Annotated in this window: 9 protein-coding genes; 1 reads left to right on the top strand and 8 read right to left on the bottom strand. The window is 54.2% G+C overall.

The features are described 5' to 3' along the window. Positions 1-73: 73 nt before the first annotated feature. Together LOC67_RS18255 and LOC67_RS18250 are read right to left on the bottom strand one after the other, a co-directional pair. Positions 74-2,512 carry a YidC/Oxa1 family insertase periplasmic-domain containing protein gene (locus tag LOC67_RS18255; RefSeq protein ID WP_230264120.1) on the bottom strand — a complete coding sequence of 813 codons (2,439 nt, stop codon included), beginning with the start codon at positions 2,510-2,512 and terminating at the stop codon, positions 74-76. Positions 2,513-3,132: 620 nt separating this feature from the next. Next, positions 3,133-7,131 carry a HEAT repeat domain-containing protein gene (locus LOC67_RS18250; protein WP_230264119.1) on the bottom strand — a complete coding sequence of 1,333 codons (3,999 nt, stop codon included), beginning with the start codon at positions 7,129-7,131 and terminating at the stop codon, positions 3,133-3,135. Positions 7,132-7,679: 548 nt separating this feature from the next. On the opposite strand from LOC67_RS18250, the gene LOC67_RS18245 reads away from it, so the two are divergent. Then, positions 7,680-8,759, top strand: a complete 1,080-nt coding sequence (locus LOC67_RS18245) for a hypothetical protein (protein WP_230264118.1) — start codon at positions 7,680-7,682, stop codon at positions 8,757-8,759. A gap of 377 nt (positions 8,760-9,136) precedes the next feature. Here LOC67_RS18245 and LOC67_RS18240 read toward each other — a convergent pair whose 3' ends face one another. The 6 genes from LOC67_RS18240 to LOC67_RS18215 all read right to left on the bottom strand — a co-directional run bounded on the left by LOC67_RS18240 (position 9,137) and on the right by LOC67_RS18215 (position 21,384). Further along, the gene (locus LOC67_RS18240; protein WP_230264116.1) at positions 9,137-12,958 is read right to left on the bottom strand and encodes a protein kinase domain-containing protein; all 3,822 of its coding nucleotides are present in this window, start codon (positions 12,956-12,958) and stop codon (positions 9,137-9,139) included. 452 nt (positions 12,959-13,410) lie between these two features. Continuing rightward, positions 13,411-15,009, bottom strand: a complete 1,599-nt coding sequence (locus LOC67_RS18235) for a solute:sodium symporter family transporter (protein WP_230264114.1) — start codon at positions 15,007-15,009, stop codon at positions 13,411-13,413. 85 nt (positions 15,010-15,094) lie between these two features. Beyond that, a complete protein-coding gene (locus LOC67_RS18230; protein ID WP_230264112.1) occupies positions 15,095-16,204 on the bottom strand; it encodes a Gfo/Idh/MocA family protein in 1,110 nt (369 codons plus the stop codon). A gap of 249 nt (positions 16,205-16,453) precedes the next feature. After that, positions 16,454-17,719 (bottom strand): (Fe-S)-binding protein, encoded by a 1,266-nt coding sequence (locus tag LOC67_RS18225; protein WP_230264111.1) that lies wholly within the window; start codon positions 17,717-17,719, stop codon positions 16,454-16,456. Positions 17,720-17,722: 3 nt separating this feature from the next. Next, the gene (locus LOC67_RS18220) at positions 17,723-20,287 is read right to left on the bottom strand and encodes an FAD-binding oxidoreductase (RefSeq protein ID WP_230264109.1); all 2,565 of its coding nucleotides are present in this window, start codon (positions 20,285-20,287) and stop codon (positions 17,723-17,725) included. After that, complete coding sequence (locus tag LOC67_RS18215; protein WP_230264107.1) at positions 20,275-21,384, bottom strand: pyridoxal-phosphate-dependent aminotransferase family protein; 1,110 nt, start codon at positions 21,382-21,384, stop codon at positions 20,275-20,277. Before LOC67_RS18215 ends, LOC67_RS18220 begins: the two co-directional genes overlap by 13 nt. Positions 21,385-21,406 lie beyond the last annotated feature (22 nt).

The raw sequence follows: 21,406 nt of genomic DNA, 5'->3' as shown, positions 1-21,406 counted from the left end.
GGGGACTGCCGATGGGCTCGCTTTCGAGTTGGCTTGCTTTCGCCTGAATTGACCTCGAACAAGGGACCGAAGACTATTTCTTTTTGTTCGGCGGACGTTTTCGTTTATTCGGTCGCACCACGGCAGCCTCGGGTTCCTTCTGCTGCATTTGAGCGACCAAACGCTCAGCTAGCGATTGCTTACCCGATTCTTTCTTCTTGACCCCAACTGCGTCGATGACGTCGCCTTCGGCTTCCAGGTCAAAGTGTTTCCCCTTGGGAAGCGTTTTCTTCACCAACAAACGCTCGCCAATACCCCAGAGACTGCTGGCGATAAAGTACAGGCAGAGACCGGCCGGAACGCGGAAGAAGAACAAGCCCATAAAGAGGGTCATGAACGTCATCATCTTTTGCGTCATCGCGGTCTGTTCGTCTGTGGCAGGCGGCATGAACAGCTTTTGCTGGGTGATAAACAGCACGACAACAATCAAGGGCAAGATGTTTAGGTAAGGCCCTAGCCATCCCGTTCCACGGCCTGCGATAAAGTCGCCCATCGTATCGCCCCAGTACATGAACTGGTCGGGAGCGGCCAAGTTGGAGGCCCACCCGGTTGGCGACCAAAACGGCTTCTGACGCAAATCGATGTCGACCGACAAGGCTCTATAGAGGCCCATGAAAATTGGCAACTGCAAGAACATCGGCAAGCAACCCGCTAGCGGATTGAAACCGACTCGCTTTTGCAATGCTTGCTGAGCCTTCAAACGACCTTCCATGTCGTCTTTATACTTTTCGGCAATCTTCTTCAGTTCCGGAGCCAGCTCTTGCATCTTTTGAGCGTTGACCGCAGCGTTTCGGCTGAGCGGGAACATCGCACCGCGAACAATGACCGTTAGCAAGATAATGGCGACGGCATAGTTCCCGACGATCCCTCGCAACACGTGCAGCAGTCCCGACAAAATTGTCGAGAAGTACCCAAACCAACCGTAGTAGATAAAGTCGCTGATGCCGTGTGCGGCGAGCAGTTCAGGCTCTTTCGGACCGGCAAACATCTGCAAGCTCTGCCGGAACGATTCCCCCGGCGCCAATTCGACCGCCTTGCTATTGAGGGCAAAGGATGTATTGACCGCACGTTCTTTGTGCTTTTCCACCGCAGCCTCGTCGGCAACGATCATCGCTTCTGCTCGCGCGTATCCGTCTAAGGAATTTTCGCCTTCTGGAGGCATATAGGCGACCGCGAAATACTGAGCATCGATTCCGATGTATTTCAAATCCTTTGCCGACTCTTCACTGTCCGACGCGAAGATGCCTTGGAAAGGATCCTCGGGAGATTTGCGTTCTTCTTTTAAAAGCGTCACGCCACTGACCAAACGGTGACCTTCGGCCGCGGTCCGGTACACGATGTCACGAGCTGCAGCGCCGCCCATCCAGTTGGGGCTGATTTTGTTGCTGTACCACCAACCTTCCAAAGTGATTCCGTTGGCGCCTTCGACGCGATAACTGAGCTCTTGCGATTTGTCGCCGATGTTTGCGACCTCGATATCCATGTCGACCACGTAGCTCGATGGCGACACCTTAAAGGTTCGTTTCAGTTTCACCGGCTGGCCACCAATCTCGTTCATCGCGGCCGTCCCGATGGTCGTCTCCAGGACGATGCTTTCGCTGCCGTCGTTGGCGGTATTTGTCGAAGCCTGCCAATACTGGTTGGAAGGTTCGCCGAGCGCTTTGATATATCGCTCACCACTTGGGATCCGCTTTTGACCGGCCTTTGCCAGTGTCATCAAACAAGACAATCGCGAGATATTGCCAGCCACCTGATCCTCGCCGCCGTCTTCAGCCAAACGCACCAGATCCAGTGGATGCTGTGACAGGGCGACGTCGAACAGCATCTTGAGAGGCGTCTGTCCCTCACCGGTTTCTCGCAAGACTTCGACCGTGATCGAATCACCTGGCTCTGTCTTGTCTAAGGCTTTATCAATATCGGCGGTTGACTGGATGGGCGTTTCACCGACAGCAACGATCACATCGCCGATCTTGATACCGGTCGATCCGTTTTCCGCCTTGGCGATTGCCGCGGGCGTACCGGGGCCAACAACATTGACCGTCACACCGTCAACTTTCGAACTGGCTGTCCCGGCAAAGTAACCCAGATAGCCTGTTTTGGTATCGACACGGCGGTAAGCCAAATCGCCGTCGCTATCACGTTTAGTAACTTCGATGCGTTCAATGGCACCACCGCGATTGCGGAAGGTGATCAGCAGATTGTGGTTGCTGTTAGGATCCATCGAGCCGATGGTGTACCACTGGTCCTTCCCGTCGGAAGACTCGATCGCTGGCCCATCTTCTGGATCAGCTTCATCCGTTTGTTCAGCTGACGCATCCGGTGCTGCGTCGGCTTGATCAGCGTTCTCATCGACAGCTTCGGCAACCACGTCGTTTTCCGCGTTCTGCGGCGGAACCAACTGATTCCGGATCGACATGTAAAGAAAAAAGAATGCCGCCGAAAGTACGAGAAAGGTATAGGTGCGACGATCCACGATCGATTCGATTCGTTGAGGAAAAACTGGGAGTTTACTGGCCGGCGATTAGCTGGTGGGGGAACTCGCCCAGACCTGAGGCAACCCACCGAGAGGGGGCTCGTTCCACGAGCCACCAGGGCGCCATAGCCGGGTATTCTGGCTGGGCAATCCGATCTTGGGAAGACGAAACTGCAGCTGCCAGCAATTCGCCGGCCGGATTCCGAGATAAAGGCCAGAAATTGTGGCCTGCGATCAGCCAATAAGGGCGTCGGATCCTGAAATGTAGGTCAGAACGTCGTCAATCCCGCAGCGATTCAACAAATATCCCCGTTCCGACGACGGGACAAAGATGACTTAACAATCAACGATAGGTCACCGAATCGCTGCACGTTCATCACCCCGGCATCATGCCAGAGCGTTTCGTTTGCAGATCGAGCGAGGCGAGCGATTTGGTCCAGCTTGATTTTCGGATTAGCTGATTGGGTGCTAGCACCGGTTGCCCGTACAAAAACCGCCGCTAACGCGGTGCGGCTCATAAAAGCCAGCACTACTTGATTATCGGATTAGCCGATGGGCGTTAGCACCGGTTGCCCGTACGAAAACCGCCGCTAGCGCGGTGCGGCTCATAGGAGCCAGCACTAGGGTTTTGCCGCGATTTCGGCGGCGGGCACCACACCTAGATAAGACATCAAATCGCTGATCTCTCGCTGGGTTAAATTGTCGATCAATCCGCTCGGCATGATACTGGTGTTGCTTGGCAAAATCTGATCAACATTGTCGGCTTCGACCAATGCCATCGCGTTGTTCGAGTCACGCACAACGATCGTGCCGTCGGTTTGTTCGCTGACCATGCCGACATGAACCTTTCCGTCAAGCGTCAGCAGCTTACGACTTGCGTATTGGTCGCTGACCACATGAGCCGGATAAAGGATCGATTCGATGATTTCGCGTTTGGTGAATCGTCTCGCGATCCCCGAAAGGTCGGGCCCGATCGCTTCTCCATAGTTACCAAAGCGGTGACATTGAGCACACTGGGCTTTGGTAAAGGCGAGTTTGCCATTGGCAGGGTCACCGCTGCGTCCTTGGTCACTTTCCAAGTACGAAACGAGTTCTTCGAAGTCCCAACGTGATTGATCTGCAGCAGGCAGAACCGCTGGAGGACGATCCGGAAAGGACGATTGGTACCACTGCTGCCAGGGCTCCATCGATTTCTCGTCACTCTCTGGACGCTCCATCCCGGTCCAGTGCTCCAGCAAGCGTTCCACGTCTTCGAACGAGCGACCGTCGGCCTCTGCCTTTAGTCCCAACAGGATTAGCTGACGAAGTGCCATCGGGTCGTCGGTCGCGATTTCGACTTTTCGCAATGCACGTACAACTTCGATGCCGGCTTCATGATCGACGAGCGCCAAACTGCGAACGAGGTAGTCCCAGTTTTCACCATCGGGATGAACTGACAGTGCCATGGCGATCACTGCACGGCGTTGTGGTTCTTCACGCCACAACTCACGCAAGTAGTCAGCCGAATCGGCTTCATCGCTAGTCGCCAGCAATGCAACAATGCCGGTTCGCAGCCGTCGCTGAACGTCGCGTTCTTCGGCGTTGTGACGAATTTTTTGATCCAACTGCAAAAGCGTCTGTGCGACTTCAGGGCTAATCGGACGCTCCACCTTGTAGATTGCGGCAAGTGCAGCATTCTGCCAAACATGCCCCTGTTCCAAGATCGCGTGCAAGTCGTCCATCGACAGTGTTGATGCGAAATCGCGAGTCACATCCATCATGTACAACGGCAATGCGCCGGACGTCGATCGATTCGCTGCTTTCTCAAAGAACTTCAACAGCGCGAATCTTTGCTTGGCTTTCCAGCCGTCGCTCATCGATTGTAAGCACATCGCTACCAGGGTACGACTTTCGTAAGGAGCCTCTGATTCCAAGTAGTTGATCGCTCGGTCGGCGAGTGATTCCGCTTGCAAGTAAGTTGCCAAACGGATGACTTCATGGTTGATCCGTGGCTCACCGGCAGGGAACTCCTCTGCAACTTGAGCCGCCAAGGGTCGCAGTTTTGCGGTATCGACACCGCTCAAGTGCAACGTGACTTGGCAAAGTCGCAGCACGTCGATGAAATCAGCGTCGCTAAGGAAACCTTTCATCAACTCGCTATTTCGCTCAAGCACCTGCAGGGCAGTCGCTTCGCTTCGGTCAACGTTGACAAGTGCAAGCATGCCGACGATGGCCGCGCGAGTTTCGGCGGTGTTAAGCACTTCTGTTTTGAATTTTTCAACCGGAACCGTTTGCAAGACTTCGCAGCCGAGGTACGCCAACGTGCGGTCGCCGCTACTGATGATCCCCATCAATGCTTCGATATCGTCGGGGACTACATTGCCACGCAGCATTGCTTCGCATGCGGAACGTTGGACGGCCAATGATTTGTCAGCCAGCAGCTCCATCAGACGTTGCTTGCCTTCCGCACCGGGTTCACGTCCTAGCATGATCGCGGCTTGTGCTCGCACCAAGTCGTTTTCGCTGTTGCTCAGTTCCAGCAGCAAGGCTTCGCTCGGAACCGGGCCGAACAGCTGCATCAACAACATCGCTCGAACACGGTATTCCGGTGGGTTGTCATCGCTGTAAGCCACACCCGCAACGAGTTGATTCCATTGGTCGCCAAGTTCTCGCTTGATCGAAGCGATTTTCTGACGTGTCCAGGCCGATTCGATTTGTGGTTGGCGGATAGCGGCCGCGATACCGCTGCCCAAGTTTTTCATGCGTTCGGGAACATCACCTTTGTAAACCACACGATAGATGCCTCCGGTTGTCGATCGACCGCCGGTGCAAAAATAGAGTGCACCATCAGGTCCGACTTCCAAGTCGGTGACGTTCAAAGGCTGTCCTTGCAAAAAGACATCGCTTTCAGCAACATAACTTGCGCCACGTGGTGTTAGGCGGACGTTCAGAATCCGGCCTTCGCTCCAATCAGCAAGGAACAAGCTGTTTTGGAAACGAACGGGGAATGCGTAGTGCTCATAGCAAACGCCACCCGTCGGGCTTCCTCGGCCGGTATCCAGCATCGTTGGCAATCGGTCCAGATAGTATTCGGGCCATTTGGCCCATCCGGTTCGCCAACCGAATTCGCCACCTTCGGTGACATTGAAAACCGCATTTGGCCGGTACCATGGGGTATCGATGTCGGCTTCCATATCGGCGTCGTGAACGAAGAGCCCACCGCCACTATGGAAGACCAAGTCATAGGGATTTCGCAAGCCGCCGGCGACACGCTCGACAATGCTGCCTTCGACATCGGTACGAATAATCGTTCCGCCAGGAGCTTTCACGCCTCGGGCATGTCCGGCAGGGTCTTCGTATCGTGGAAGCAAATCGCCTTCGTACCCGTTGCGATAGGTCTCACCATCGCCTTTGGTTCCGACCGCTTTGACATGGCTTCCGACCGCGACATAAATCATGCCATCGGGTCCCAGTCGCAGACCGTGTGGACCGTGCTCGTGTGCTTTGACAGGTCGTCCAGCCCAATCGGTGAATTTGACGATCGCTTCGACCTGTTCCAACGAACCGTTGCGATCCGCGTCCGAAAGCTTGTAGAGCGCCAATCCCTGGGGGCCGCTACCGGTGACAAAGACTTGTCCATTGAGAGCCAAGATTCCCTGACAAGAATTGACTTTGTCGCAGTACGTCCGAATCGTTTCCGGAATTCCGTCTTCGTCGTCATCGTAGATCAACAACAATGGGCCACCTTCTTTTGAAACCAGCAGGTGCCCGAATTCGTTGAAGGTCATTGCCAAGACGGACCCAACTTTGTCGTCCGCCAAAATTCGCTGAACGCCGAAACCGCGTTGAATTTGAAAACGTTCCCGTTGGTCAGATTGGGAATCCGTCGCGACATTTTCTGTCGCGATGCTCTCCGTCGCGGTTGCCGCTGGTTCAGCCACTGCTGCGGAATTGGTTTTGGGTTGCTGAGCCGCGATGTCCGCTTTGGGAGGCATCGGAACAGCACTTGGAGTGCTAACCGCTGGAGGCTGTTGGCTAGTCGCGACTTGTCCGCCATCGGTTTCCTGTAAAGAACCGAATGATGCAGCCGAACCCCATAGACGATCGTTGAAAGCCGCGGTTTCCCAAAGGTCCTGGCGTTGGACGCTCGTTTTCCAGGAGGCATCGGAATTGAATGTGTACCATCGGTCGCTATTTTCTGGTCGGACCGCGATTCGCGCGACCAACGCCGCGGTGTCGCCGCTACGGTTGGTTACATGGACGGCGACAATATTTCGGCCGACTTCAAAGTGTTCGGTCGCGGCGTATGTATTCACAACACGAGAAGTCGCGCTCCGGCCGATCGCTTTTCCGTTGACATAGACTTCGTATGCGTCGTCGGCTGCGATTTCAATCCGCACATCCGCAGGCACCTTCAGGTTGATCGGCTTACGGAAAAAACACTGCGCGCCCCGGGCAATCGATTGGTCCGGTGTGGATCCGTTAGCCCAAATCCACTCCGCCTCTTCGTCCGCCATCACGGGCGTCGCGAACAGCAACACGAATAGAGACGCAAGGAAAGTCACACGCCGAATCACTTGAAACGGCGAATCGATTTGCGGACTGGCAACCGCATGGTTTTCGTTTTGTCGGCCTTCCATGGCGCAATCATCTCGGTATGGAGAATTAGCAAAATACGGTGGCAGGGTAGAAAGCGTCGCCGAACCGTCGCAAGACCGATTCGAAAAGGTTCCACCCGAACGGTCTTGCCAATGCCCCCGACAGCCCATTTGGTTCATAAAACTGCGTCAAAGGCGGCGTGCCCGATTGTCACAGCGAATGTCATGAACAACTGCTTCCTAATTTGCTAGGGCTCAAATTGATCCGTGAAAACGATCCCAGCGACACAAAGTCTGAAAATCGTCACCAAAATTCGCGTGGCAGGTTCCCCTCGGTTTTGCCGCGTGTCCCCCTTTCAGACTTCGCTTCCTTACCGGTTGTGCTGATACGTCACGCTTGTCCGCCCGCTTGCAGTCAATCATCGATGGGGCTTCCCTAGGGTGGTGTGAATGCTTAGCGATTTTAAGTCTGGTGCTGTCAAGCTTTGACAGTGGGGAGGTTTGTACACGACTTACGTTTTCGCTTCTGTTTGTCGGTGTGCGGTTCCGAATGGAAAGCAACACCGAACCGATCACACGGAGGCGATAAGATGAGATCAACGGTACGAGAAAAACTACAAAAACTAGTCTTGGCAATCGCTGTTGCCACGGGTGCCGCGCCTGCCGCAGAGGCTGCTGGCTTGGGACTACTCAGCGGCGGTTGTGACTCTTCGGAATGCTGTGACGCAACAGGTTGCGACAGCGGCTGTGGGCCACTTGCGGCCTGCGACGCTTGGGGCGGCTGCGATTCCGGATGTGATGCGGCTTGCCTGCCATCACTTGGCGATGGACTGCTAACCCAGTTCATCAAGCCTACCGATCATTGCTTTGACGACTTCGTCAGCCCAATGATCAACTTTGTTCATTTTGAAGATCCCCGAACGTTGACAGAAATCCGTCCGATTTTTGTCAATCACTGGGTTCCATCAACGATCGGCAACAACATTCCCGCAGGTGGATCGATCCAACTGTTGGCGATGCAGTTCCGAGTCGCATTGACAGAGCGTTTGAGCTTGATTGGTGTTAAAGATGGATACATCTTTGATAACACCGACGGGGCACTGGACACACTTTTGGACGACGGCTGGGCTTCGGTCACCGCCGGTCTGAAATACAACCTTCTGCGTGACGCCCAAAGCGGCACTCTGCTATCGGTTGGTGGTACATACGAAATCCCGATCGGCAGCCAAGACGCGTTGCAAGACATCGGTGACGGCGAATTCCACCTGTTTGCCACCGGCGGGCAACGCCTGCTGGACGGTAACGCACACTGGATGTCCGCCTTCGGTTGGCGAACACCCGCTGACGGAAACGTTCAATGTGAATCAGTCCACTGGTCAAACCACTTTGACGTCAAAGTCACCGACACGGTTTACCTGCTGACTGAACTTGCTTGGTGGCACTGGACCGACAGCGCTGACAATGGTGCTGCACTTGGTGTTGCCGGACAAGACCTATTCAACTTGTCTGTCAGCGATGTTACCGGAAATGACTTGGTAACACAGTCGGTCGGTTTGAAGTGCAAACCTAAATGCTCGACCGAATACGGCATCGCGTATGAATTCCCACTGACTGAGTTCAAAGACGTGATCGAAGGTCGCCTGCAAATCGAAGCGATCTATCGCTACTAAGAATGGTTTGGTGAAAGACGTTCGCCAGAAATGAGACGATTCACATCACGATCGCCAAGCGGTGGTGATGTGAACGAAAACTGGCTTCAGAGATTCATCTGACAAGCCGCGAGTAAATTCGCTCGATCAAGTCCTGCCGATGTTCAACTTATCGGATGGACTTGAATTGGGCCTAATAAATCGCCGAGAGTGACGATTCACTCTCGGTCAATCCAATAGGCAAGCGTCGCCCATCGCTCCTTCCGATTGAAAGAGCGTACCGAGTTATCGGTACGCTCTTTTTTTGTTTGGTAAGCGTCTCTATTGGGTCGGGGCACCGACACGATCCCGATGTGTGATCGGGATCAGCGGAACAGCCAAAAGAGCTATTCAATAGACTAAACGATCGAGTCTGGGAGATTTGGCAATCCGACGGTGTAAAGCCGTTCGAGCTTTGTCGGGTCCTTGACCCGGTTCGTCAGCATGAACTGTCGCAGCGAATCTCGATCGACGTCCTGCTGCAGGCTCAGCAAACCGTCCTCAGCAGCCAAGCGATAAGGGGTCAGTGAATGCAGTGTTGCGATATCCGCAGCGTCTTGGAAAGCTTTCTTCGCAGACTTTGCATTTCCGCTGATCCGCCGCTCTACGCCTCTCATTAGGGCCCCAAGCATTTTGGAGAAATCAAACGGCTGCTGGCACAGTCGACGAATCGCATTGCGTACGATGGCAGGATCGCTTGTGGGGTCCCCAGAGGATGATGCTCCGCTTTTCCCACATAACGCTGCCTCTTGGCGTTGATGCAAAGATGTCAGGCAAAGCATATAGTCAGCGACGATCTGCAGCAGATTGATCCGGCGGATCGGAGACCGACCTAACTCCCGATGCATCTTGCGGACAACACGTCCTGCGGTTGAAAACTCGCCTTGATACAAGTAGACCTGAGCAGAGTTGATCCATTGGAATATGTGAATCAGTTCAGTGCATCCGGTATCGCTAACAATGCTGCAGTGCTCACCACTGAGTTGAGCGAGACGCTGCATGTTTCCGTCGACCAGAAAGCCATTGCCTGAAAAGCCTGATGTGGCAACAAAGCGTTGGTAGTTGTCATTACGCCGGTCGGCGTCATCAGCCATATCGTTGGCATTGATTCGAAGCGAATCCCAATTTCCCAAATGCCAGTCAGCCCAAAGTTTCAACCAACGGGTATGAGTGGCTTCGAAGCCGAGGCGGCGGGAATCATTACCGAAATCTGCGATGCACTGGTCAACCGCTTGCGGCACGACTTTCCACTGCATCGAAATTAAACGCAGAAATGCCAATCCTGACCAAGCATCGCCGGTCATCTGCCCCGGCGGAAAGTGCTCCATGTGGCCGACCATTTCTTCTAAGTATTCACGCGACTGTTTGATCGCGTCATGGTCACGCCCGGCCAACAGTCCATTCCAAACATTCGATCGAATTCCGAAATGGAGACGGTCTGCATTGCTGCCGCTTTGCAGTGCGAGCTTTGCTCCGTGGGCCATCAACTGGATCGTGCCTTGAAAATCCAAGAACGCCATTGATCGGGTCGCGTCGCTACAAAACGCCATCGCAGTCGCCGCATTTGCAGGCCGCGTCGGCGGTTCATCGGCGATCAATTCGTCTCGAAGGGCGACGAAATCGAATTTTGCCAACTGTGTGTTTAGCTGCTCAAGTCCTGACCGATAAGTAGACATCGCGACCTTGCGTCTTGGCAGGATTGCAAGTTCGGCCGACAGATCCTGGATTAGCGGTCGCGCCTGATCAAGACGCCCGCTTCGGACAAGCAACTGAGTTGCCGTCGCTTTCAATCGTCGCTTTTCGTCTTCGTCGTTTTCCGTTTGCGACAGTATTTCATAGTAAGGAGCGGCTCGCTCCGGTAAGTCGGCTTCCTGGAAACATCGTGCCGCATCCCGCAAATGCTTTAAGCGAGCTTTGCCGGCAACTTGCTTCAATACCTTTTCATGCCATTCGCCAGCCTCGGACTTCATGAAAGCCCGATCGGCATTTTCGGCGGCCAATATTGCGAATGGTAAAGCGGCACCATCCTGTTTGGCAGAATACAGGTGCGAGGCGATTCGTGCGGCAAAGTCACGAGGTCGATTTTGCTTTTTCAGCAGCTCAGCCCACGCTAGGTGGGCGCGTTCCAATTCGGCCGGATCCAGATTCTCGATCAAACCGTCTGCAATCTTGTCGTGAACCACCGTCACGCACTCTGCGCCTGACGCGTCATCCACAGCCAAACGCTGCCGCACGAGTTCAAAAACCGAAATATCGACCTGGTCGCCCACCCCAGTTAGGTCAGCCAATTCAGAAATCGACACGGGCGCGTTTGCGGCGACGATAAACGCAAGAATCGACTTCGCTTCGTTGGTCAACTTGTCAAAACGATTTCGCCAGAAGCGATCGACTTCGTCGAGGTTTGAAATTGACGAATCGTCCGAATCAGCAACGCGGTGCAACATCCCACCGGGTCGGAACTCTTCGGCAAGCTCATGCAAGCGAAACGCATTGCATTTGGAAATGTCAACCAACTCCTCAAGACCAGCCGCATTGATATTCGCACCCCACCGTGTTGCCGCGGTTTGCAAAAACGCGAACGCTGAATCGTGAGGCAGTTGACCGATGTGGACACGCTCATCAGCAGGATACCGAATCTTTGTCTCGGCATCGCGAGACGACGTGATGATCGCCAAATAACCTGAATCGTCCGACAGCAAAGCGTCCCACATGGTGTGGCTGTCATGATCAGACCATTGAACATCATCGATGATGATGAATAGCGGACCGACTTTGCGAAGTTCACGGCTCAGTCGAATCGCCGCGGTCAACGCGTCTAAACGCTGTGGCTTTCCATCAAACGAAGCAGGAACCTCGTAGATGTCTTCGGCGATGACGTGCTTCAGCTGAGGAAATGATTTCTTCAGAATGGAAGCGCTGACCGCATCCAGCGTGATCCGCTCACGGTCACGCTGCGAATATCGCTGAGCGACTTGATCGGCAAGCTGATCGATCACCTGCAATGTTTGGTTTTCTCGCGATCGGCAACGCACGCGAAAAACCTGGCCCCAGTGGTTTTGCCGCAGCTGACGTTCGATTTCATCAAGCAGCCGAGTTTTTCCGGCACCCGCAACACCATAGACGTGCAGCCGTCCGGTTCTCCCGCGGTAGATGTCACGAATGAAATTGTTGCACTGTTCCAGTTCCTGCTCTCGTCCAAAGAGATGGTGCAACGTCCTGAACCGGATCGGGTCGTCACCTACCCGAGTCATCGAGACGACTTCAAGTGACGACGGTCGACGTGATCGATCCGCCGACAACATCCCGGCGATCGCCATCCGTAATACCGGTGGAATCTCCTTGTCCATTTCGGATATCGCGTTTGCAATGGTTTCTTCGTCTTCATCGCGAACCCAATCGGCAAAATCACCGCGGCGTAGCCATTGGTCGTTGCCCGCGACTTCGTTCAGGCAATCAAGCATCACCAGACCGAGACTGAAAACATCGCCCGCCGGTGTGTAGCTCTGCTCCCAAAGTGCTTCCGGTGAGAAATATCGTGGCGTTCCCGCGATGTAGGGTCGCAGCCCAGACGGATCGGTTTCGGGATCGCAATTGGCAACCAAGCCATAATCGACAATGACCCCATTCCCGTTTTCGCGAACCATCAAGTTCGTTGGCTTTAGATCGCGGTGGACCAGCCCACCGAAGTGCATCACCGCAAGACCCGAGGCATAGTCGTGCAACAACGAGTGCAGTTTTTTGTACGCCACCTGTGAAGGCTCTGTACGGAGCCGACGGGCATATGCATACAAGGTCTCGCCGTCGATCTCCTCCATCGTCAGAACGGTGTAATCTTCGATGATCTCAATACGGTCGGTCCGCATCAGACTCGGGTGCCGAAACGGAGACATCCGACGAAAACCGAGCTTGTTGCGATAGAGGTCGTGCGACGACATGCGGCAGAGCAGCTTTAGTGCACAGCGTCGCTTTGACAGTAGATCGAGCGCCGAATAGACGAAACCCGCTTTGCCACGTCCGAGCAATTCGCGGATTTCGAATTCACCAAAACGTTGTCCCGCCTCAAGTGGCGAGATCATGTTGGTTTCCAACGCGTTACACATCCGCGTCTCGCCCTCCCTAGCTGGGCGAACGGGCGTTTCACCGGACGGATCCACAAACGGTTCTTCTGGAGGGGCGTCCATCGCGTCTCAGGCTAAACGAAGTGATTGGCTGATAGCTTCTGTAACCGGTACTCAATCGGACGCGCGATGCCCTGCGTTCAGACTGTGAAGGGAAATTTCACCTAAATTGGCTTCCCACTGCACATCAGTCCACACTCTGGCCGGGACATCTCTCCCGCGACAATCCGTCAAGTACAAGGCGAAGTATATACAACCCATCAGTGCTACTGTTCAGTGATTTCACCGACAAATCCATTAAGACCCGATAAAGCCTTTTGAAGCTAAATCGACAATGGAAAGCACACCCTAGATGGCCATTTCGAGACCACAGCAGAAGGCCAAAAAACCACCACAGTACGCCAAACGACAACACCCAGGCGATGGTTCGTCTGGGTGTTGTGAAAATTGGTTTTATTGGTATCGAAACGGACCTGAAGCCGCGACGAAGACACCAATGTTGCTGCAATGTCGGACTACAGCGCGAAGAACGCGTAAACGCCCACGGCAAAGAGAATTAATCCACCCCCAACAAACGGAGCAGCTTTCCAAGGAGTCAAATCGACAGCGCCGACGTCACGCTGCTCGTACGGCGTATCACGTCGGAGCCCCAACGCACTGAGCGTCAGCTGTAGAGTGACCAGACCGATGAAGACGGCGGCCATGAAGTGGTACCCGGACCCGAACAACTTGATTTCCCAAAACGTTCCGATCGCCATCACGATCAAACCGACCACCAAGGTCGTCAAAGCAGACATCCCATCGGCTCGCTTGTTCAACAATCCGACCAACATGATCGCAAGAATTGGAATGAAGTAGACGCCATTGAGCTTTTGAAAATACCCAAAGATCTCTTCACGACCATAGAACAAAGTCGGCGCCAAAATGACCGCGATGGTTCCGACCACGAAGCTACAAATCTGTCCCGAGATCACAACCGAGCGGGTGCTGGCATCCGGCTTCAAGTGGTGCTTGTAGATATCCAGCGAGAACAGCGTTGCGCTACTGTTCAATACAGAGTTGAATGTTGAAAGGATCGAACCGACAACGACCGCCGCGAAGAACCCGCCAAGTGCTTCGGGAAGAACGCTTGCAACCAACGCCCCGTACGCCTTGTCAGCTTTTCCGTTGACCGCTTCAGCGAATTCCGGATCGGTTTGTACCAAGTAAGCCGCTGCAATACCGGGAAGTACCAAAATCAGTGGCGCACAGATTTTGAAAAACGCAGCCAACAGAACGCCTTTCTGTCCCTCAGCCAAGTTCTTTGCGCCGAAGGTTCGCTGAATAATTTGCTGGTTCGTCGACCAATAAAAGAAGTTCAGCAACAACACGCCGGTAAACAGCGTTGGCCAAGAAACGTCTTCCTGTAGCGTCCCAAGCGATCGAAACGAGTCAGGATTATGCTCGGCAATCTTGGTGAAGGCGGAGAAAAAGCTGCCACCGTCGGCGACCTTGTTCATCGTAAAATAGGTGATCAGCAAACCGCCGACTAACAGTCCAGCACCGTTGAAGGTATCCGAAACGGCAACGGCCTTCAGTCCACCCCAGATCGCATAACCACCGCCAACTACGGCGATGAAAATGATCACGGTCCACAGCGTTTGGATTTCTGAAAGCCCAAGCTGTGTTTCAAGCTGCAACATGCCCGACAATCCGCGGGCACCGAGGTAAAGCACGAACGGCAACAGAATCAGCATGTATGCGACCACGAAAATACCCGTGGTCAAGATTTGCACGCCATTGCCGTACCGGTTTTGAAAGAACTGCGGAATCGTGGCGATACCGGACTTCAGATAGCGGGGTAAGAAAACCAATGCCAACGCGACCAGCGAAATCCCGGCGACGACTTCCCAAGCCATCACCGACAAGCCCTCGTCGAATGCCGCGGCATTCAATCCGATCAACTGCTCCGTTGACAGGTTCGTTAGAAGCAGCGATCCGGCGATAAAGACGCCCGTCAACGAACGCCCCGCTAGAAAGTAGCCTTCATCTGTCGCTTCACCACCGCCACGGGTCACAAACCAAGTCGCGACCGCCACTAAAGCGGTAAACAAAAAGAACGTCGCAATTGTCATAGGGATGCAGGGAAGGAAATAGGAAGGTATTGAATCAGTGCAGATAAGATGCGGTGAGAAGCTGTCGAAGCGATCGGGTTTCCGATCACTTTTCGGTGAACGCGATCAAGCCACCGCCGGCTTCGTCACTCTTTCGACAAGCATCAAGAAGTTGCTGTGTTAGCAAAGCGCGTCGGGTCAGTTCGTTGTTGATCTCTTTGCGATTGACCAAATCCGCAAAGGTACGAACCATGCCGACTTCTTGCGCGTTCGGTTCGCCACTGTGATACTCGTCGCAAACTCGTGTTTCGGTTCTGCGGCGAAAGTTCCAGCGGCAATTATCGATTTCCAGGTCGTGTCGATTGATATCGAACGATGTGTGTGATCCGTACAAAGGCAGTACGTAATCGTCGAGCGAAATGTAACCTTCGTCACCCGAGATCGTCGCGGTCTGCTGGTTAAAGCTTAGGAACGAACAGAAGAACGAGGCGGTCGGCCCACCTTCGAAAACCAGTTCGCCGGAAAACTCGCCCGGTACCCAACCATCAACACCTTCTCGGCTAAGCTTATGAATTGTCTTGCCGCTGACCTGAGACGGAGCTTTCCAGTCCATCGACCAAAGGATCAGACGAATGCAGTACCACCCCAAATCGCCCAAGCAACCGTGGCGTTCGAGCTTTGGATCGGTGCGGATATTGCCTGACTGAAACTCTTTGTCACCGGTAAATGAAAAGTGGGCTTGGATACGTCGAATCGAGCCCAGTTCACCATTCTTTACCGCATCACGAACTTGTTTGATCCGCTGGCTGTGATCAAACATCACTCCGTCCATCAACTGGACATTGTTTTCACGACACGCGGCAAGCATCTCTTGTGCGTCTTCGGCAGTGTCGGCGATCGGCTTTTCGATCAAGACATGCTTTCCGGCTTTCGCCGCGGCAATCACCCAATCCTTTCGAAGCCCTGTCGGCAAAGGAACATAGACCGCATCGATCTGATCGCTATCGAGCAGCGACTGGTGGCCTTCGAACGCGATAGGGCGGTTTTCAAATGAAACCTCACGCTGGCATTCGTCGATAAACTGGTCCGCGCGGTCGGCACTACGGCTTGATACCCCCGCGACGACGCCATTTCCGCTCAACCGAATTCCCTTCCAGTTTTTTCGCGCGATATTCGCGGTGGACAGAATCCCCCACCGGCAGATCGGATCACTCATCAACGTCGCTCGTCTATCAATTAATCGGGTATCCACGCCCTAGTAGGCGCAGTGTGGCATCCAGAAAAGCCCAGAGGATAGCACGGAACGGCGTTGTTGTGCGTCCCACCCGCCCGGAATTGACAAGCGATCTAACCGTTCCGGCAACCGATCTAACGCATTGGGGACCTTGGACCGGCAGAGCTGACAATCCTGAGCCTCGAAAATGCGGCCCAATCAACTGCCCGCCATCTTTTCGCCAAACGCTCGCTACAAATTGCCTTGATAAGCACGCTGAAGAATCTGCATCGTATGCATCACCTCGACAGCACCTCCTTGAGCATCAATATGCTTTTCGACCTGTGCCATACATCCGATGTTTCCCATTGCGACCATGCTTGCGCCGCTCCTGATGATGTTCGTCGCTTTCTGCTGGCCCAATGACGCGGCGACTTCTGGCTGATCGATGTTGTACGTTCCGGCTGACCCGCAACAGAGATGCCCGTCTGTAACCTCCACCAACTTGACACCGGGAACTTGGCGTAAAAGGTCACGAGGCTGCGACCTAACGCCTTGGGCATTGGCCAAATGACAAGCATCGTGATACGCCACAACGGTTTCGCCTTCGCGATCTGGAAACGGAGCCAGATCGTTCAGGGATGTTAAATAGACCGCGACATCGACCGTTCGCTCGGCAAACTCTATAGCGGCATGTTCATGAGGCGTGCCCTTGAGAATCAACGGATATTCATGAATGCCGCTCCCACATCCAGCCGCGTTGGTCACGATCGCATCGAAGTCACCTTCGAATGCCGCAAGATTGTGGATCGCCATTTTTTGTGCAGACGCGAGGTTGCCGACATGCCAAGACAAGGCACCGCAGCAGCCCTGCCGTTTAGGAACGACGACCTCGATCCCATTCCGATTTAGCACGTCAATGGTTGCGATGTTAATGTCCGGCGCAAGCACCTGCTGCGCACATCCAGCCAATAACGCGACACGACCTCGTTTTGAATTGGTTGCCGGGTACACTTCGTCAAGCTGCTGCCGCTCGGGCATTGTCTCGGGCAACATGTTCAGCATCACTCTTAGCGACTTCGGCATCAGGCCCGAAAAAGGCTTGGCCAACTTGCCCGTCTTCGCTGCCAAACGGAACCGTCCGGGATAGGGCAAGGTCAATTGCGCGAGCGTTCTTTTAATCCGGCTACCGATTGAGCGTGGCTGTTCCGCTTGGTGAATCGCCCGAAATGGACTGATCAAGTCACCGTAGGGAACTTCCGATGGACACGCCGGCACGCATCCCAAGCAGCCTAAGCAAGCATCTAAATGCGGTGCCGCTGAAGCGATCGGTAATGAACCTTCCAAGACTTCTTTCATCAAGATAATGCGTCCACGCGGTGAATCCGGCTCGCGTCCTAACTCTTGATAGGTGGGACAAGCCGACAAACAAAATCCGCAGTGCACACATTGACTGACAGCATCTGCCATCACAGGGCCAAACGAACCAAACTTCTCGCGATCAATCTCGTGACGCATGAATCAATACACCAAACCGGGAAAACGTTGCACTTGATCAATCGCCTGTTTCACTTCCAGCTCAATCGGTTGCGTTCGACTGAATCCGATCACAGGTTTCTTCGCGACACCCTGTGAATCTTGGACGACCAGTCCTGTCGCCTGTTCATCACACAATTTGCGATCGAGTTCATCCAACCGCGATGATTCGATCGCTAACCAGCCGATAGCGCCTGCACAGCTGACGTGCAAATGGGCCGATTTCGGTTCTGAATCACACCAATCCGCCATTGAGGTGGCCAGTCGGATCGACATTGGTATTTTGATCACCAGTTGATCGTCGCGATTCAATCCCTCGAGTCGACTTAATGATCGCCACGGTAACTCATTTTCATCAGCTACAAGTTCGATCTGCGTCGCTTGGCTTGGCAAGCTGCCTTCGATGTCCGCGACAAGCAGATCGGCAACCGGCCGCATCGCGCCGATTCGAATCCAAACGGTGCAGTTGGCCGAGTCATAGTCGATCGCGTCAAGCTCCCACCGCCCTCGTGCGAGGGTTGCGACGACCGACAGAGCCGTTTCGTGATCGGCACATCGAATCCGATAAGAATGAAACGCTGGTGGCTGTGGGAATACCTTGAAGGTTAGTTCCGTTAGCGCAGCCAGTCGACCACAACTGCCCACGAACAGTTTCGGCAGATCAAACCCTGCAGCGTTCTTTACCACTCGTCCACCCGATTTGATCACGGTGCCGGTCCCATCGATGTACGTCGCCCCGAGTATGAAATCGCGCAGGCCACCATAGCGATGCCGACCGGGACCGCTGATCCCTGCTGCCAACGTCCCAGCGATGGTCGCATTTTTATCAACCAACAGCGGATCAAACGGCAAGTACTGCCGACGGGTTTCAAGCAGATTCACTATTTCCGCCAGAGTCGTTCCGGCCAACGCAGAAAAGGTAAACTCCGAGGGCTCGTATTCGGTGACGCCACTCATCGATCGAGTCGAAATCAGCTGAGTATCCTTCGCCACCGACAACGGACGCTTTGTCTGATTCCCGACGACCAAGACTTGATCAAAATCAGTGATCGCCTGGCGAAGTTCCTGTGGTGATTGGACTTCGACCGGAAATGAATCCGGTGCCCGCCCACCAGACTGCGAACGCACGGCCATACCGACTGATTCCGGCGGACCACCGGGAAACATCTTGCCAGGGTTAGCCAAATTCTTGGGATCAAATGCACCGCGTATTCGATGCATCGTCGCCATCGAATCGTCGTCGTACATCTGCGAAAGATAATCACGTTTTTCAATCCCGACGCCGTGCTCTCCAGTGATCGAGCCTCCCATTTGGACGCAAAGGGTAAGGATCTTTCCGGCCAAGGCTTCGGCTTGTTCAAGCTGCCCAGGCACGGAATCATCAAACAGGATTAACGGATGCAAATTGCCATCGCCCGCATGGAAAACGTTTGCGCAGCGAAGCCCCGACTCCTGCGAAAACTTTTGGATTTGCACCAAGGCTTCGCCGAGACGTTTTCGAGGGACGACACCATCCTGGACTAAAAAGTCTGGACTCAGTTTTCCGACCGCTGAGAACGCGCTTTTCCGTCCTGCCCAGATCGCGTTGCGCTGGGCGTCATCTGCCGCGACGACCGTTTCGAACGCGTTGGTTTTTGCGATCACATCACGCAATTGTTGCTTTTCGATTTCGAGTCGTTCGCGTGGGCCTTCGAGCTCGACAATCAACGCCGCCTCGGCGCCTTTGGGATAGCCACATGCAGTTGCCGCTTCCGCAGCCTCGATCGCCAAAGATTCCATGATCTCCATCGCGCCTGGCAACAATCCAGAATCGATCACGGCTGAAACGGCATCCCCAGCGTCGCGCAATGAGTGGTAGCCGACCAGGACCGTGTGAAAACGTTCCGGCAGCGGGATCAATCGCAAAGTGATCTCCAGCGCGATCCCGAACAGCCCCTCGCTACCGACGAACAAGCCTGTCATATCGGCGCCGATTGATTCGATCGATTCGGAACCGAATTCAGCAATTTCGCCACTTGCGGTGACGACCTTCATTCCAATGACATGATTGCTAGTCATGCCATACTTCAAACAGTGGGCTCCACCGGAGTTGAAGGCGATATTCCCGCCAATGGTGCAAATCTTTTGGCTCGACGGATCGGGCGCGTAGTACAAGCCATGCGGAGCGGAAGCTTGCGAAACGTGCAGATTGATCACCCCGGGTTCGACAACCGCGATGCGATTTTCGGGATCGAGCTTGATAATCTGTCGCAGCTTGTTCAGCGAAATAACGATCCCGTTGGCAACCGGCATCGAGCCGCCAGACAAACTGGTGCCGCTACCTCGAGCGACAAAGGGAACGTTGTTTTGAACACACCAGCGTACCGTCTGAACCACTTCGTCCTGGTTCTCAGGAATGACAACGCCAAGCGGCCGCTTGCGAAACGCGGTCAGTCCATCGGATTCGAATGCGGCTCGATACGATGGGTCTTCGCTGACACGCCCCTTTGGCAGTTGATCAACGAGCGACTGCAAAGGAGAACATTGTTGCTGAGAATTCAGGGCAGGCATTTTTCGAGCGCCGCCAGAAGAGTCAACACGTTTTTCTCAGCCGCCGATTCGCCCATCAATCCGATTCGCCAAGCCTTTCCTGCGAAGACGCCTAAACCGCCGCCGATCTCGATATCGAATTCGGTTAGCAACCGTTTGCGAATGGCCGCTTCATCAATTCCCTCCGGTACAGCAACGCAGTTAAGCGTATGTAGCGAATTTTCCGGGATGTACTGCAGGCCCAGCTTTTGAAGACCTTCGCGAAGCAGCAGGTGCATCTTTCGGTGGCGTTCAAATCGCGCATCGAGTCCTTCTTCCAACACGATTGCGAGAGCTTCGCGGAGTGCATAAACCATGTTGATCGGTGCGGTGTGGTGATAGGCCCTGCCTCCGCCACCGGTGTAATAATTTTTGAGTAAGCTGACATCCAGATACCAGCTTTGCGCAGGAGCCTTCCGCTGATCGATCGCTTCCAATGCGCGTGGAGAAAACGAGACCGGCGAAAGCCCTGGAGGACACGAGAGGCATTTTTGGGTTCCCGAATAGATCGCATCGATTCCCCAATCGTCCACGCGAACATCGTGTCCGCCCAACGATGTCACGGCGTCGACGGCAAAAAGCATTCCGGCTTGATGAACGATTTCGCCGACTCCGGAAAGATCTTGCAACGCCCCTGTCGACGTTTCCGCATGAACCACACCCAACAACTTTGCGTTCGGATATTGCGTCACCGCATCGGCAAATTGTTGCTTTGTGAATGTCTGCCCCCATGGAACTTCGACGACATGCACCGACGCGCCGCAGCGAGTCAGGATTTCTTTCATGCGACTGCCGAAAACGCCGTTGATCATCACGATCGCTTCGTCCCCCGGTTCGATCAAGTTCACCATGATCGTTTCCATACCGGCCATTCCGGTCCCCGAAACGGGGAAGGACAATGCGTTCTCGGTTCGATAAACTTGGCGGATCATGTCGCAGGTTTCGTCCATGAATCCGATGTACTGCGGATCCAAGTGGCCGAGCGTGGGCGATGAAATGGCTTTCAAAATCCGGGCGGGGACCGTGCTGGGTCCAGGTCCCATCAGTAAACGCTGACGAGGATGAAGAGCAGAAACCATATCGAGCGGATAATTTAATAGG

It is taken from the genome of Stieleria sp. JC731, assembly GCF_020966635.1.
Taxonomy (GTDB): Bacteria; Planctomycetota; Planctomycetia; order Pirellulales; family Pirellulaceae; genus Stieleria.
This window is presented reverse-complemented; position numbering and strand designations above follow the sequence as displayed.

Excerpts from the sequence above, each read along its gene's own strand:
- LOC67_RS18250 (WP_230264119.1), bottom strand. The coding sequence starts at position 7,131 with ATGGAAGGCCGACAAAACGAAAACCATGCGGTTGCCAGTCCGCAAATC.
- LOC67_RS18240 (WP_230264116.1), bottom strand. The coding sequence starts at position 12,958 with ATGGACGCCCCTCCAGAAGAACCGTTTGTGGATCCGTCCGGTGAAACG.
- LOC67_RS18245 (WP_230264118.1), top strand. The coding sequence starts at position 7,680 with ATGAGATCAACGGTACGAGAAAAACTACAAAAACTAGTCTTGGCAATC.
- LOC67_RS18215 (WP_230264107.1), bottom strand. The coding sequence starts at position 21,384 with ATGGTTTCTGCTCTTCATCCTCGTCAGCGTTTACTGATGGGACCTGGA.
- LOC67_RS18225 (WP_230264111.1), bottom strand. The coding sequence starts at position 17,719 with ATGCGTCACGAGATTGATCGCGAGAAGTTTGGTTCGTTTGGCCCTGTG.
- LOC67_RS18230 (WP_230264112.1), bottom strand. The coding sequence starts at position 16,204 with ATGAGTGATCCGATCTGCCGGTGGGGGATTCTGTCCACCGCGAATATC.
- LOC67_RS18235 (WP_230264114.1), bottom strand. The coding sequence starts at position 15,009 with ATGACAATTGCGACGTTCTTTTTGTTTACCGCTTTAGTGGCGGTCGCG.
- LOC67_RS18220 (WP_230264109.1), bottom strand. The coding sequence starts at position 20,287 with ATGCCTGCCCTGAATTCTCAGCAACAATGTTCTCCTTTGCAGTCGCTC.